Annotated in this window: 12 protein-coding genes; 8 read left to right on the top strand and 4 right to left on the bottom strand. The window is 59.0% G+C overall.

Translation table 11 applies throughout. From position 1 onward, the window contains the following. Window positions 1-262 precede the first annotated feature (262 nt). Window positions 263-2,503 (top strand): putative bifunctional diguanylate cyclase/phosphodiesterase, encoded by a 2,241-nt coding sequence (locus tag LJD29_RS16255; RefSeq protein WP_446742605.1) that lies wholly within the window; start codon window positions 263-265, stop codon window positions 2,501-2,503. A 73-nt stretch (window positions 2,504-2,576) separates the two neighbouring features. Here LJD29_RS16255 and LJD29_RS16250 read toward each other — a convergent pair whose 3' ends face one another. Next, entirely contained in the window at window positions 2,577-3,308 is a 732-nt protein-coding gene (locus LJD29_RS16250) for an SDR family NAD(P)-dependent oxidoreductase (protein ID WP_446742604.1), read from the bottom strand. Between the two features lie 131 nt (window positions 3,309-3,439). Between LJD29_RS16250 and LJD29_RS16245 the strand changes: the two genes are divergently transcribed. Next, the gene (locus LJD29_RS16245; protein ID WP_446742603.1) at window positions 3,440-3,808 is read left to right on the top strand and encodes an ArsR/SmtB family transcription factor; all 369 of its coding nucleotides are present in this window, start codon (window positions 3,440-3,442) and stop codon (window positions 3,806-3,808) included. Between the two features lie 70 nt (window positions 3,809-3,878). Here the strand turns inward: LJD29_RS16245 and LJD29_RS16240 are convergent, their stop codons facing one another. After that, entirely contained in the window at window positions 3,879-4,322 is a 444-nt protein-coding gene (locus tag LJD29_RS16240) for a cupin domain-containing protein (RefSeq protein ID WP_446742602.1), read from the bottom strand. Window positions 4,323-4,455: 133 nt separating this feature from the next. Between LJD29_RS16240 and LJD29_RS16235 the strand changes: the two genes are divergently transcribed. Next, entirely contained in the window at window positions 4,456-4,614 is a 159-nt protein-coding gene (locus tag LJD29_RS16235) for a hypothetical protein (RefSeq protein WP_446742601.1), read from the top strand. 129 nt (window positions 4,615-4,743) lie between these two features. Then, the gene (locus LJD29_RS16230) at window positions 4,744-5,622 is read left to right on the top strand and encodes a menaquinone biosynthesis family protein (protein ID WP_446742600.1); all 879 of its coding nucleotides are present in this window, start codon (window positions 4,744-4,746) and stop codon (window positions 5,620-5,622) included. A 279-nt stretch (window positions 5,623-5,901) separates the two neighbouring features. On the opposite strand, the gene LJD29_RS16225 is transcribed toward LJD29_RS16230, so the two are convergent. Further along, window positions 5,902-7,350 (bottom strand): sugar transferase, encoded by a 1,449-nt coding sequence (locus LJD29_RS16225; RefSeq protein WP_446742599.1) that lies wholly within the window; start codon window positions 7,348-7,350, stop codon window positions 5,902-5,904. Window positions 7,351-8,121: 771 nt separating this feature from the next. Between LJD29_RS16225 and LJD29_RS16220 the strand changes: the two genes are divergently transcribed. The 4 genes from LJD29_RS16220 (at window position 8,122) to LJD29_RS16205 (ending at window position 13,803) form a co-directional block, all read left to right on the top strand. Then, window positions 8,122-8,727 (top strand): HD domain-containing protein, encoded by a 606-nt coding sequence (locus tag LJD29_RS16220; RefSeq protein ID WP_446742598.1) that lies wholly within the window; start codon window positions 8,122-8,124, stop codon window positions 8,725-8,727. Between the two features lie 44 nt (window positions 8,728-8,771). Continuing rightward, window positions 8,772-9,974, top strand: a complete 1,203-nt coding sequence (gene alaC / locus LJD29_RS16215) for an alanine transaminase (RefSeq protein WP_446742597.1) — start codon at window positions 8,772-8,774, stop codon at window positions 9,972-9,974. A 301-nt stretch (window positions 9,975-10,275) separates the two neighbouring features. Next, window positions 10,276-11,901 carry a phospholipase C gene (locus LJD29_RS16210; protein ID WP_446742596.1) on the top strand — a complete coding sequence of 542 codons (1,626 nt, stop codon included), beginning with the start codon at window positions 10,276-10,278 and terminating at the stop codon, window positions 11,899-11,901. A gap of 273 nt (window positions 11,902-12,174) precedes the next feature. Continuing rightward, entirely contained in the window at window positions 12,175-13,803 is a 1,629-nt protein-coding gene (locus LJD29_RS16205; RefSeq protein WP_446742595.1) for a multicopper oxidase family protein, read from the top strand. A gap of 272 nt (window positions 13,804-14,075) precedes the next feature. On the opposite strand, the gene LJD29_RS16200 is transcribed toward LJD29_RS16205, so the two are convergent. Continuing rightward, a complete protein-coding gene (locus tag LJD29_RS16200) occupies window positions 14,076-14,573 on the bottom strand; it encodes a hypothetical protein (RefSeq protein WP_446742594.1) in 498 nt (165 codons plus the stop codon). Window positions 14,574-14,575 lie beyond the last annotated feature (2 nt).

Raw genomic sequence — 14,575 nt, 5'->3', positions numbered from 1 at the left:
CCCAACTGAGGGGAATTCTTCGTTGACCTGACTACAATCCATGCCGCTATGATTTTATTTATGAGTCTTCGGATTCATATGAGGTAGATTGTTGAGCGCACTGTCCCAATATCCACTCGCGCCGCTATTCTTCGCATCCGTACTATGTTTTTTATCTCTTCATCGAGATGACAGGCGTCTCTACACTTGGATCGCGGGATGGTTGCTCTTAGGCAGCGCAGGATTATTAAGATTCTTGCCAACCGGCTTCCTTTCTCAGAGGATGAGCCCTTGCCTGACCGCAACGCTTATCACCTCTGCGGCTGCCGCTTTTGCTATCTCATCGCCGGCCCTGCGCAAGGATTCGTTTTCTATCCGCTATGGCGCGCTGCTCATCGCCGGGCCCCAGATCCTCTCCCTGGTCTTGCTCTACATAACGAACGGATCGAAGTGGCCGATCTATCTCTGCATCCTGGCGTCTCATTCGGCTATAGCGTTCTTCCTGCTCCGGCATTTCAGAGGAGCTCGTTCCGCTACGATCATTCTTCTCGTAACCCTCGCATTCGTCAGCTTCTGGATTCTGGTCACGGCAACCAGCACACAACAGGACAGGCTTGTAAGCATCCTGCCCGCGGAGTTGCTGCTGCTGAACGGCGTCCTTTTCCTGTGGAACTATCCCGCCTTACGCGGTGGCTCGAGCCTCGTCATGGCCGGTTCCGCGCTCTGGTCCGCCTCGCTCGTCGTGCTGGAATTCTATTTCCAGCTCAACGTTTTTGTAACGCACGCCAGTATGGCCGGCGAGTTGATGGTCTTTATCGGGATGCTGTTGATCATCATCCAGTCCGACACCCGGAGCGCGGTTCAACTGCGCGAAGACTACCGGACACTCTTCGATGGAAGCCCGCACATGATGTGGACAATCGATCAGGCGACCCAGTCATTCACAAACGTCAACGAAGCCGGCGCCCACACTCACGGATACACCATCCCCGAGTTTCTCGCTCTCTCGGTAGGCGACATCATCGCTCCTGAAAGGCGTGACGGCGCCCACGCTGTGGTCATCGGCAGAAAATCTTCCCTGATTCGCTCCTCTCTGCATCTGCGCAAAGATGGCAGCACCTTTCCCATGGACGGAGAGGCGCGAATCCTCAATCTCAACGGAAGGCCAACCAGGCTGATCATAGGAACCGATGTCACGGAGCGGAATCAGCTGATCGAAAGGCTGCACTATCAGGCCACGCACGATCCGCTGACCCAGTTGCTCAACCGCACCGGCTTTCATGCAGAGATGGATCGCATCCTGCAGGAGGCCTCCAGATACCTCGAGATGATCGCCCTGGTCAAAATCAACATCGACCGCTTTCGCAATGTAAGCGATACCTATGGCGAGAATGTGGGAGACCGCTGTCTGCAGATCATCGCCGGACGCATCCGGGAAAATCTCAGGGCATCGGACATCATGGCGCGCTCGACAGAGTATGGCTTCAGTGTTCTGCTTCGCGGTCTCGCCAGTCCGAAGTGGGCCGACAAGTGGGCCAATCAGTTGCTGGGCGATCTCACAGAACCGGTACAGGCAGGCGATTACAGCATCCGCCTCAATCTCTCCATCGGCGTCACCGTTTATCCCGAAGATGGAACAGACTCAACCGTCCTTCGTCAGAATGCGTGGCATGCGGCACTTCGCTCGCGAAAGCTCGGCAACAATTTGATTTGCCATCACTCCAGCGATGAAAGGGACGGATCGAAGTACAGGCTGCGGCTCGAACAGGGCATCCGCGACATGCTCGCGCAGAACAGGTTCGCCCTGCACTACCAGCCCATCTGCCTCCCCGATGGCCAGGTGAATTCACTCGAAGCCCTGCTCGTCATGAACCACCCCGAGCTCGGCCAGATCAGCCCCGCCGAATTCATTCCTGTCGCAGAAGAGTCCGGACTGATCATTCCCCTGGGACAGTGGGTCTTCGAGCACGCCTGCCAGCAATTGAATTCCTGGGAGAAGCATGGAGTGAAGGTCGTTCCGGTCGCGATCAACATCTCCGCGCTGCAGTTCCGGCTCTCCAATTTCGCGCAGAAGATCCTCGCGACCCTCGATAAATACGACATCCGCCATGAGCTCATCCACATCGAGCTCACCGAGTCGGCGGTCCTCAACAACATCGCCGAGGCAGCTAACGAAATGCGCATGCTGCACTCCATGGGCATCCACATGTCCATCGACGATTTCGGAACCGGCTACTCATCCCTGGCGCGCCTGCACCAGATGCCTATTTCCAATCTGAAGATCGACCAGGCCTTCATTCATGGATTCGAGCAATCGGTAAGCACCCTGCCCATGATCAAGGCCATCATCGGCATGGCGCATGCTCTCAACATGCAGGTCGTGGCCGAGGGCGTCGAGACGGCAGAGCAGCTCTCCATCCTGGCATCGCTCGGCTGCAACCTGATCCAGGGCTACCTGTTTTCCCGCCCTGTTCCGGCAGATCGCATCCCCGACCTGATTCAACGCGGTACGATTCACGCCTGAGAACGCAGACCATAAAAAACGGGCAGACGCATCTTTCGCGCCTGCCCGTTTTCCGTCCCGCTATCGGGAAGGGTTAGATCTGCGCAAGGCCGCCATCCACAAACAGCTCTACGCCATTCACAAAGCTCGAATCGCTCGAAGCGAGGAAGAGCACGGCCGTGGCAATTTCCTCAGGCCGCCCGATTTCACCGCGCGGAACCTGCGATTTGAAATACTCCTTCGCCTCTGGACCGAGAGGGTCGAGAACCGGCGTATCGATGGGGCCAGGGCTCAACACGTTCACGCGGATGTCGCGATCCTTCAGATCCTGCACCCACACCCTGGCGAGCGAGCGAACTGCCGCCTTGCTGGCACTGTAAATGCCGAAGTTCTCAAAGCCCTTGATGCCCGCGATCGATCCGTTCAGGATAATCGCGCCGCCACGGCTGAACAGCGGAAGCGCTTTCTTGACCGTGAACACCGTGCCGCGTACGTTCAGGCCGAAGATCTGGTCGAAGTGCTCTTCGGTTACATCGTCGATCTTTGCAAACTCGCCCTGTCCCGCGCTGGCGAAGAGAATATCGATCTTCCCCTTCTCGCGCTTGACCGTCTCGTAGAGACGATCGAGATCGGCCAGGTTTGCTGCATCGCCCTGAACCGCCGTCACATTCTTTCCGATAACCTTGACCGCCTCGTCGAGCTTCTCCTTGCGGCGTCCGGTGATGAAGACGTACGCACCCTCCTCAACCAGCAGCTTTGCCGAAGCCAGCGCCATGCCCGAAGTTGCACCTGTCAGAACCGCTACCTTGCCATCCAGCTTGCCCATTGTCCTGCTCCTTTTCGCGCCATAAGCGGCGTTGCTGGAGATAGAGATTGCGAAGCCTCGCTCAAAGATTCAATAGTTCAGAAATAATGAACTATTGGACTTTGCAGTGACATCTCATACACTAAGAAGCCATGAGGCCCCTCATTCATCCCGCGGTCGAAGACATAACGGTAGAGGGCATTCTGCATGCGCTCTCCGACCCGGTCCGTGTCGCCATCTTCACAGACATCGCTTTTAAGGACTGCACACAGAACTGTTCTGCGTTTTCGGCAATCCTCGGAACGCCGATCCCCAAGTCCACGCTTTCGCAGCACTTCCGGATCCTGCGCGAAGCCGGACTCATCCGCAGCGAACGCATCGGGGTCGAGATGCACAATATCTCGCGCTGCGAGGAAGTGGACAAACGCTTCCCTGGCCTGCTGAACAGCATCGCGCAGGCGCACGAGATCCAGTTGCGTCAGTCGAAGCCGAAGAAGAGCGCCAGACGATCACCACGCTAGACCGTTCAAGCTCCCCCAAAAACTCTGTCTTCCCAAACGCAGTAAGGAACCTGCTTTTGCGCTTCCCTATCTAGGCCAAAATCTTCGTAAAATAAAACACCATCACCGCCGAACCGGTGTTCTTTACGCCGTGCAGGACATTGGCCTCCGCATACATCACATCGCCTGCCTGCACCTGCGAAACGACCCCATCCACAACGCACTCACCGGTACCGGAGGCGATAATCACGAACTCCTCTTCGAGATGCCGATGCGGTGGATGCGGCTGCGCGCCCGGTTGCAGTGTCACCATGCCCGTTGCTACCGCCTTCAGCTGCTTCGTCGGACCATTGAAGTGCACGCGCGCTTTCGCGCCCGGGCTGTTCCCTTCCTCCGGCAAACTATCGCCTTTGACCACGGCGCTCTTCAGGGCCGGCCCGCTGCTTTTCGTATCGACGTGCGTAATCTGCTCCTGCGCCTGTACAAAAGCCGCCGGCAGCACTGCAGCCGAGGCAAGAAAGGTCCTTCTTTGCATGAATCGCTCCTTTTGCGGGCCCATTGGGCAACAGCAGTCATTCTACGAGGACAGACTCTTTCGCGGCTCGCCGCTCTGCAAGGTTTTGCAGATGGCACCCAATACCCGCCTTTGTTATCCTTAGGACTGTCCCATGCGTGTCCTTTATGCGGTATTCCTCCTGAGCATCGTGGTCCTCGTATGGGCCGTCCTTGCGGTCAGGAGACACATCCGCAATCACGACACCCAGGGCGGCGAGACACTGCAGCTGAATCAGTCGAAGACCGATGACTCGACGCAGGGCCTCGATTGAAGCTCCGAAGATGGAAACGCCGCGTACGGTTCCGGCGCTGCTTCGGCAAACATTCTTAATGGCAGACGGCCTGTGCCCTGCCTCCGATTTACATTCGGTTCGTTTCGTTGAAAGGATCAGGAACCAGCAGTGAGCGCATCTACCACATCCGCCGATGTACCGGCACCCTCTTCCGTCCGTGAAATCACCATCGCCCACAGCCCTGACTCCGATGACGCATTCATGTTCTACGGGCTGGCCACGAACAAGGTCCGCGTTCCCGGCTACAAGTTCACCCACACGCTGACCGATATCGAGACCCTGAACCAGAAGGCGATCAAGGAACAGTTCTACGACGTGACCGCGATCAGCTTCCATGCCTATCCATACCTGCAGGACAACTATGCAGTGATGGCCTGCGGCGGCTCGGTCGGCGAAGGCTATGGCCCGATGATCATCGCGCCCAAGCCCTACTCGCTCGACGAGATCAAGAAGATCAAGATCGCCATACCCGGTGAGCTCACGACCGCGACCCTGACGCTCAAGCTTTTCTGCCCCGAGATCGAAACCGCAGTCGTGCCCTTCGACCGCATCATCCCCGAGGTACTGGCCGGCAACTTCGAAGCAGGACTCATCATTCATGAGGGCCAGCTCACCTACTCGCACAACGGCCTCAAGAAGATCCTCGACCTCGGTGTCTGGTGGCGCGAGCAGACCGGCCTGCCCCTGACGCTCGGCGGCAACGCCATCCGCCGTTCGCTCGGCGACGACGTCATGCGCATCACCACCCAGGCACTGCGTGAGAGCATCCAGCACGGCCTCGATCACCGCGAAGAAGCCCTGGCTTACGCCATGCAGTTCGCGCGCGACCTCGACCACGACCTCGCCAACAAGTTCGTCGGCATGTACGTGAACGAGCGCACCATCAGCTACGGCGAAGATGGCCGTATGGCCATCCGCAAGCTGCTTGAGATGGGCCACGAGCGCGGCATCATCCCCCACGCTCCCAGGATCGACTTCATCGACTAGGTAATCACGAAGAACAAGAACGGCCGCTGCGAGGTTCCACAACCTCGAGCGGCCGTTGTCTTTTGGCCCGGAGCGATCATCGCCCGCATTTGTCATTCCTCATGAAGTGAGGAACCTGCACTTCCCGATGCTGGACCAGCCACCAAAGAGTGCCCCCATCCAGGCTCCGCCTGGGTGGGAAGAACAAACGCAGGCACTCCCCGAGTTTGTCATTCCGAGGCAAACGAGGCAAAACAAAAGGCACGGCAGAAGCCGTGCCTTTTGGTTTACAACGAAGAACTAAGTGCCGGTTCCGCGAACCACAACCTCGGCCGTGCGAACCAGGATCTTCAGATCCAGCCAGAAGCTCCAGTTCTCGACGTAGGCCGTGTCGAGCGCGATGTACTTGGCGAAGGAGGAGTCGCCGCGTGCCTGCACCTGCCAGAGGCCAGTCAGACCGGGCAGCACTTCCAGGCGGCGGAAGTGTTCCAGCTCATACTTCTCCACCTCGCTGGCTATTGGAGGGCGCGGGCCAACCAGGCTCATCTCGCCACGCAACACGTTGAAGAACTGCGGCAGCTCATCGAGGCTGTACTTGCGAAGGACACGCCCCACGCGGGTAATGCGCGGATCGTTGACCATCTTGAAGAGAATGCCGTCGCGCTCGTTCTGTGCTGCCAGGTTCTTCTTGAGCTGCTCGGCATTCTTAACCATGGTGCGGAACTTGAAGCAAGGGAAGACCCGTCCGCGCCTGCCGATACGCTCGGAAACGAAGAAGATCGGCCCTTCGCTTTCAAAGCGAATCCAGAGAGCCAGCACCAGCATGATCGGGAAAGCCACGGTGAGTGCCATCATCGAAAGCACAATGTCCACTACGCGCTTGAGAGCCAGGGCGATCGTGCGAGGATCGCGGCGGTGCAGTGAGACAACCGGGAAGAGCCCCAGGTATTCGATCGGGCTCTGCGAGGTCAGCTCGCCGTAATAGCCGGAGATGGCGCGGATATCCACATCGAGGTCGCGGGCTTCTTCCACCAGGCGAATCGCCTGCTCTGTCGGGCAGGGCTCCGCGATCACAATCTCGTCGATAAAGTGCAGACGCGCCAGCTGGCGAATGCGATCGAGGCCGCCGAGAATCTCTTCTTCCGGAACATCATGATTAACAGAGCATCCGGGAGCCGTCACGTAGCCGCGCAGCTTGTAACCAAGCCTGTAGTCGCGTGCGATATGCTCGCCCAGCGCCAGGCTGAGGTGATTGGTGCCGAGCACCACCACGTTGCGCGTATCCAGCCCGCGCTCGAACTGCCGGTAGCGCGAAAGCCGCCAGATCGAACGGCGAATGCACAGCGCCACGATCGTGCTGAAGATCAGCAGCAGCACCAGTGCTCGCGAAATCGACAGGCTGTTGGTCATGTACAGGCCGCCGCAAAGCAGCAGGCCCGCATTCAGACAAGCCTGGATCGTCAGCCGCAGCTCATGGGCGCCGGTCGAAAGCGGAATGGACGAGTAAAGACCATAGCGGCGCGCCACCAGTACATAAGCAAGGATGAACCATGCGAGGTAAAGCAGGTCGAGGGGGCTTCCCACAATGCCATGGATAATGCCTGAGAACTTCGCCACCTTCTCGTAAAGCATGGCGCGCAACACCAGCGCCGTGGCAAAGGCCAGCAGGATAGCCAGCCCGTCGTTCAGCATCATGATGAACGCCGCAACCATCGAGGGGCCGAAAAAATGTCCTGAACGCGATCTCATCTGGGATGGTATGCCAATAACCGGTCGCTCAACCGATCCTGTCTTCCGTACAAACTCTGGAGTAGCCATATGGTCGTCTCAAAAAATCTTTCGCGTTGGTGACCTGGTGACGTCCCAGGAGAGCATGTCGACCAGAACAACTTGTCGGCCATGCGGCGCAGGCGAAGAAACGGAAAACTTTTCGAAGCCGATGCTATGAACTGCGTATGAACAACAGGAAATCCGGGGAAATCGAGAGGACGGATCTGGCGCCCGTTCGAATGGATTTGAGCTTTTTGTAGAGTTGGGTAAAGATTGACTGACTTTACTTATAGCACACAGCGGAACCCTTGATCCAGATTTGTCACCCTGTCGCGGATGCAAAATCTCCGTAACGCCTATTTTTCTAAGGTCTATAAACATCTGTTATAACCGCCGATTTGTACGCGCTGGGGCAATTCGCGCTTTTGGGTTGTAGGTATATCTCGTCTTAGAAGCTTCGATGCAGGCAGAACGATGTCTGCCACATAAAAATCACGCCTCACTAGGGTTGCGGAATACCCGATTTTCAGGAAAGGTTCCGCCTAATTTGTAACCGTCACCTAAACAGTATTTACAAGCCGGCAAAAAACGCATTGATCCACGCTTGTTTTCGCCTGACGCTTGTTTTCGCCTGAGAAGATCGCTCTCTCCGATTCACACCATGTTCAAACAATACGTTTACGCGTAACGGTCCCGCCTCGGATTCACACTTTTCTGACGGCTCTCGCACACAATCGTTACACTCACCTCATGCCACAGGACTTCCGCGCTACCATCGCACTGCTCATCGAGCGGGAAGCAAGACCCGTTGACAAGTACGGCCATCAGCCGCGCCTCTACGCCCTCACCCGCCAGATCGGCGAGGGCTCGACCTACGACGACGACATCGTTTATGCCGCCGCATGGCTGCACGACATCGGAGTCTTCATCGGCAATCGTCCAGAGGACCCCGAGGAGCTGCGCCACTGGGATCACGTCGGCTATGCTTGTGAGCGCGTCCCCGGCATCCTCGATCACGCCGGCTTTCCCCGTGAAAAGATCCCCGCCGTCCTCGATGCCATCCAGACCCACCAGCCGCATGACACCCCCACCACCATCGAAGCCACCATCCTTCGCGATGCCGACATCCTCGAACAGCTCGGAGCCATCGGCATCCTGCGCAACGTTTCGAAGGTCGGCCGCGATACCCGATTCGCGCGCTTCAGCGACATTCTTCCTGTTCTGAAAAAATCGCTCAACGACCTGCCCGGAAAGATTCGCCTCGACCGCACCCGCGAGCTGGCAGCGGAAAAGATCCGCCTGCTTTCCGCATTCCTCGAAGCCGCGGAGCACGAAGCTGCCGGGAATCTGTTCTGAGCACAAGAGAAGACGATATAGTTACTGAAAAGAAAGGGTTACAAGTGGACGAGTTTTCGAGAATCAAGCGCCTGCCCGCCTATGTCTTCAACATCACCGGCGAGCTGAAGGCGGCAGCACGCCGCTGCGGCGAAGACATTATTGACTTCGGCATGGGCAATCCCGATGGAGCCACGCCGCAGCACATTGTCGACAAGATGATCGAAGCAGCACGCCGGCCGGAAACTCACCGCTACTCCCTCTCGAAGGGCATTCCCCGCCTGCGCCGGGCCATCGCCAACTGGTACGACCGCCGCTACAACGTGCAGCTCGATCCTGAAACGGAATGCATCACCACCATCGGCTCGAAGGAAGGCATAGCCCACCTTTGCCTCGCCACCCTCGACCAGGGAGACGTGGTGCTGGTGCCCAACCCCAGCTATCCCATCCATATCTACGGACCGGTGATAGCGGGCGCCAACATTCGCAGCGTTGCAATCCACGACACCGACGTCTTTCTCGCCGAGCTCGAGCAGACCATTCCGCTGATGTACCCCAAGCCGAAGATGCTCATCCTGAACTTCCCGGCAAACCCCACCACGCAGTGTGTCGAGCTCAGCTTCTTCGAGCGCGTGGTCGATCTCTGCCGCCAGCACGGCATCTATCTTGTCCACGATCTCGCCTATGCCGACATCGTCTTCGACGGCTATCGCGCGCCCTCGATCCTCGAAGTCCCTGGAGCCCGCGATATCGCGGTCGAGTTCTTCACCCTCTCGAAGAGCTACAACATGCCCGGCTGGCGCGTCGGCTTCATGGTCGGCAACAAGACGCTGGTCGCGGCCCTCGCCCGACTCAAGAGCTACTTCGATTACGGAACCTTCACGCCCATCCAGGTCGCCTCGATCCTCGCGCTCGAAGGCCCGCAGGAGTGCGTCACGGAGATCTGCGACAACTACCGCAGCCGCCGCGACGTGCTGGTAAGCGGCCTGAACAAGCTCGGCTGGAACGTTACGTCGCCCAAGGCGACGATGTTCGTCTGGGCGCCGATCCCCGAGCCCTACAAGCACCTCGGCTCGCTTGAGTTTTCAACCCTGCTGCTCAAGGAAGCCAAGGTCGCCGTCAGCCCCGGCATCGGCTTCGGCGAATACGGCGACGGCCACGTCCGCTTCTCGCTCATCGAGAACGAGGAACGCACCCGCCAGGCCCTGCGCGGCATCCGCGCCATGTTCCAGAAGGATGGAGTCATGCTGCAGGCCGCAGCACATTAGGGCTTGATCGGCATATGTCTGGCACGTCCCGGCTTTGGCCGGGACATCTTGTGAACCTGAAAAGGTCGAAGGCTTGGCCGCTCCCTGCGCCCGCGCCAATTCGCGGAACTGAGGCTCCGCGCCGCCAACTCAATCCCCAAATACCATCCGATGGAAAAATTCCGAGCGAATTCCGTTCACACAACGTCTTTTACAAATCTTCCATTTTTTGCAGATCCTTCACTCTTTAGTAACCGCTTTTTAACAATCCCCATTCACGCTGTCTAAGCTGCCGGTTCCAACCCGGCGGCGGAGGACAGTGATGAACAAGTATGTGGCGAATTCGCTGGCCGCGCTCCTGGTAGCCGGGCAGCTTGCGTCCCCAGCAATGATCCGCGCGGAAGATGACGCGCAGACAGCGACACCAATCAAGCACGTTGTTGTGATTTATGGAGAGAACATCTCCTTCGATCACTATTTCGGCACCTATCCCAACGCCACCAATCCCCGCGGAGAACCCGGCTTCGTCGCCGCTCCCGGCACGCCCACCGTCAACGGACTCACCGGCGCGCTGCTCACCAGCAACCCGAACTCCCTGAACACCAACAACGGAACCGGTGCCTCGAACCCCTTCCGTCTCGACCGCTCGCAGGCAGCCACCGCCGACCAGGATCACGGCTACACGCCTGAGCAGCAGGCCTTCCACGCCGGCCTGATGGATTCCTTCCCGGCCTACACCGGCACCGCGGGTCCTCCGCCGACCGGCAAGACGACCAAGGGCCTGGTCATGGGCTACTTCGACGGCAACACCGTTACCGCCTTCTGGAACTACGCGCAGAACTTCGCGATGAGCGATAACGCCTACGGCAGCAACTTCGGTCCCTCGACCCCCGGCGCCATCAACCTGGTTTCAGGACAGACCAATGGCGTCACCGACAGCTCGAACGCCAGCGGTGACATCGTCGCCGACGGCAACGGCGGCCTGACCCTGATGAGCGATGCCGACCCCATCGGCGACGTCTGCTCCACCACCACCGGCGCACTCGTTGCGCTCGGCGGCAAGAACATCGGCGACCTGCTCAACGAAAAGGGCGTAACCTGGGGCTGGTTCGAAGGCGGCTTCGATCTGACCGTCACCAATCCGAACAAGAGCACCGGATGCCAGCGCTCCACGACCTCGGGCGTCACCGGCGCAACCGAAGTGGATTACATTCCCCACCACGAGCCGTTCCAGTACTACACCTCGACGGCGAATCCGCGCCACCTGCGTCCCAGCGCTGCCAGCATGATCGGCAAGCACGGCGACCAGGCGAACCACCAGTACGATATGGACGACTTCTACTGGGCGCTTCAGACCGGCAACCTGCCGGCCGTCAGCTTCCTCAAGGCTCCCGGCTTCCAGGATGCGCACGCTGGCTACTCGGATCCGCTGGATGAGCAGAACTTCGTGGTCACCGTCATCAACGCCCTGATGCAGAGCCCGGATTGGGCTTCGACCGCGGTCATCATCAACTACGACGACTCCGATGGCTGGTACGACCACCAGATGGGCCCGATCGTGAACCAGTCCGCCACCGCCGATGACATGCTCACCGGAACCGGCGAGTGCGGCAGCGCTTCGGCAACCGCTCTGCCTGGCATCTCCGGCGCGGATGCGGCGCAGGGACGTTGCGGCTTCGGTCCGCGTCTGCCCTACATGGTCATCTCGCCCTACGCGAAGCGTAACTACGTAGACCACACCACGCTCGACCAGAGCTCGACGATTCACTTCATCGAAGACAACTGGCTCGGCGGTCAGCGCATTGGCGGCGGTTCGTTCGACGCCGGCTCCGGCTCCATCACTGGCATGTTCGACTTCAGCAAGCGCAGCAATGCCCAGCCTGTCATCCTCAACCCCTCCACTGGCCAGGTCATCTCCGGCGGCTATTGGAACGGCAACGGACGCTAAGCGCTCGTAACTGCCCGGCGGTGGGATTCGCTCCCGCCGCCGAAGCAGGGATTTGTTGATTTGGTCGATAGAAGGTTGTCGTCCCAAACGAAGTGAGGGATCTGCACTTTATCTTTCGACAGGCGACCTTGCCTGTGCCAAAGTCCAGGTGCAGATCCCTCACTTCGTTCAGGATGACAAGCTGAGAGGATCATGGACATTCCACTTCTTTTGACTGATCGCTTAAAGAATCTTTCCGCAAAACCATCTCCGCGCAAGGCACAATAGCAGAGAATGTTCACCCCTTCCCGCCGTACCTTTCTCCAGACCTCGTCTCTCGCTCTCGCGGGCTTCGGTACCGGACGCCTCGCCGCCATGATGCCCATGCATCACATGCCGGCCACGCCGCAGCTCGATCCGTCGAAGCTTGAGCCCTTCGTCGATGCGCTGCCTATTCCGGCTCTGGCGAAACCATCAGGTACGCAACCTCATCCCGAAAAGCCTGGGCAGACTCTGCCGCACTACCGTATTCCGCAGCGCGAAGCGCACGTGAAGGTGCATCGTGACCTGCCGCCCACGCGAATGTGGGTCTATGGCGACTCCTTCCCCGGCCCCACCATCGAGATCCAGAGCGGACACGGCGCCAGCGTCGACTGGCTCAACCAGCTGCCCGCGCATCACTTTTTGCCCATCGACCACAACCTCATGGGCGCGGAGAAGTCACAGCCCGAGGTCCGCACTGTCACCCATCTACACGGCGGACGCACGCCCGCCAAGAGCGACGGCTACCCCGAGGAATGGATCACGCCCGGCCAGACGCAGAGCTGCTTCTATCCCTCGAACCAGGACGCGTCGCTGTTCTTCTACCACGACCACACCATGGGCATTAACCGGCTGAACATCTACGCCGGCATGCAGGGCTTCGCCATCGTTCGCGACGAACACGAGGCCAGCCTCAACCTGCCGAACGGGCAGTATGAAATCCCTCTGCTCTTCGCCGATCGCCTGCTCGCGAAAGATGGACAGCTCATCTACCCGGTCTCACCCGATCCAGCGAACCCCTGGGTGCCCGAGGTCTTCGGCGACTCCATCCTCGTCAATGGCAAGCTGCTTCCCTTCCATGAAGTCGAGCCGCGCCTCTATCGCCTGCGCCTTTTCAACGGCTCGAACGGCCGCTTCTACCGCATCTCGCTCGAAGGCAAACCGGCACTGCACGTCATCGGAAACGACCAGGGCCTGCTCTCCGCGCCCGTTGAGACAAAGCGCATTCCGCTCGCGCCGGCCGAGCGCGTCGACCTGCTGGTGGACTTCAGCGCCTTCGCCGGTAAGAACATCAAGCTGGTGAGCGACTCCTTCGACCTGATGCAGTTCCGCGTCGGCACAAAGACCTCGACACCCTCACCTGCGATCCCGAAGGCCCTGCGCGAACAGCCGCTTCCACCCCCATCGCAGTTAGACGAGAAGACCGCCCTCCGCACCCGCCGCCTCACCCTCGACGAGAACCTCGACCAGATCCAGAACTCCACCGGCATGCTTCTCAACAAGACTCCCTGGCACGCCCCCATCACCGAAAAGCCGGTGCTCAACACCACCGAGATCTGGGAACTGGTCAACCTCACCGAGGATTCGCACCCCATCCACCTGCACCTCGTCCGCTTCCGCATCCTCGATCGCCGCCCGCTCGACACCTACGGCTTCCAGATGACCGGCAACGTACGCTTCACCGGCCCGGCCATACCGCCAGAGCCGCTCGAATCAGGCTGGAAGGACACCGCCCGCACCGACCCCGGCACCATCACCCGCATCCTCGTGCCCTTCGAAGGCTACGCCGGCAAATACGTATGGCACTGCCACATCCTCGAACACGAAGACAACGAAATGATGCGTCCGTACGAGGTGCTGCCAGAGGGATCGAAGGGCTGAAAACATCAATGAAGTAAACGCGACGACGATAGCCGACGTTTCGAGTTGGGACATGACCTCAACCATCACAGGGGCTGAAGCCCGCGCTGATGAGCGCGCAACGCGGCATGACTGAAGTCATGCCCTGATACAGAGCGCGAGCCAATTTCCTCCTGATTGACCATCAGGTAACATCCTCGCCGATCTTTTATGTCAGGGCACGGCTTTAGCCGTGCCCAAAAACCGTAAATTTCGAGGGCTTTAGCCCCTAAGGAACATAACCTGTTCCGCCCTTACACCACTCCCTCCAGCCGAACAATCATCTGCCTGCACATCCAAAGCGGAATCGCGCCAAACACACCAAAGCTGCAGTCGATGAGCCGCCACCCGAGCGGAATTCCGCGCACCGGCCCGGCGATCAAAGCCAGCGGGAGAATGCCAGCGCAGGCGATCAGCCCGAAGGTGATGACCCACTTGTTGCGAACCGGGTCCATGTACGGACCGACAAACGCAATCGCTATCACCAGGTGAGCGAAAGCGAGCCAATCCGTGCCATATGCCAGGAAAGGATAGAGCCGATTCGTCTCGGTCAGTCCTTCCTGCACACGCTCCACCCAGGGCAGAAGATGAGTCGAGGAGGCAATCGCCTCCAGACTCGAAGAGTGGAGCAGGGCGACCAGCCAGTCGAGCTCTGTCTGAAGAGGAAAGGCCGTCACCCCGCTCAGGATCAGTCCCACGATGAAGATGCCAATCCAGATCCTTATCCTGCGAATGTCCTTCGATTGCGTCATGT

Source organism: Silvibacterium acidisoli, from assembly GCA_022870745.1.
GTDB lineage: Bacteria > Acidobacteriota > Terriglobia > Terriglobales > Acidobacteriaceae > Silvibacterium.
This window is presented reverse-complemented; position numbering and strand designations above follow the sequence as displayed.

Excerpts from the sequence above, each read along its gene's own strand:
- LJD29_RS16255 (WP_446742605.1), top strand. The coding sequence starts at position 263 with ATGAGCCCTTGCCTGACCGCAACGCTTATCACCTCTGCGGCTGCCGCT.
- LJD29_RS16250 (WP_446742604.1), bottom strand. The coding sequence starts at position 3,308 with ATGGGCAAGCTGGATGGCAAGGTAGCGGTTCTGACAGGTGCAACTTCG.
- LJD29_RS16245 (WP_446742603.1), top strand. The coding sequence starts at position 3,440 with ATGAGGCCCCTCATTCATCCCGCGGTCGAAGACATAACGGTAGAGGGC.
- LJD29_RS16240 (WP_446742602.1), bottom strand. The coding sequence starts at position 4,322 with ATGCAAAGAAGGACCTTTCTTGCCTCGGCTGCAGTGCTGCCGGCGGCT.
- LJD29_RS16235 (WP_446742601.1), top strand. The coding sequence starts at position 4,456 with ATGCGTGTCCTTTATGCGGTATTCCTCCTGAGCATCGTGGTCCTCGTA.
- LJD29_RS16225 (WP_446742599.1), bottom strand. The coding sequence starts at position 7,350 with ATGAGATCGCGTTCAGGACATTTTTTCGGCCCCTCGATGGTTGCGGCG.
- LJD29_RS16220 (WP_446742598.1), top strand. The coding sequence starts at position 8,122 with ATGCCACAGGACTTCCGCGCTACCATCGCACTGCTCATCGAGCGGGAA.
- LJD29_RS16210 (WP_446742596.1), top strand. The coding sequence starts at position 10,276 with ATGAACAAGTATGTGGCGAATTCGCTGGCCGCGCTCCTGGTAGCCGGG.
- LJD29_RS16205 (WP_446742595.1), top strand. The coding sequence starts at position 12,175 with ATGTTCACCCCTTCCCGCCGTACCTTTCTCCAGACCTCGTCTCTCGCT.
- LJD29_RS16200 (WP_446742594.1), bottom strand. The coding sequence starts at position 14,573 with ATGACGCAATCGAAGGACATTCGCAGGATAAGGATCTGGATTGGCATC.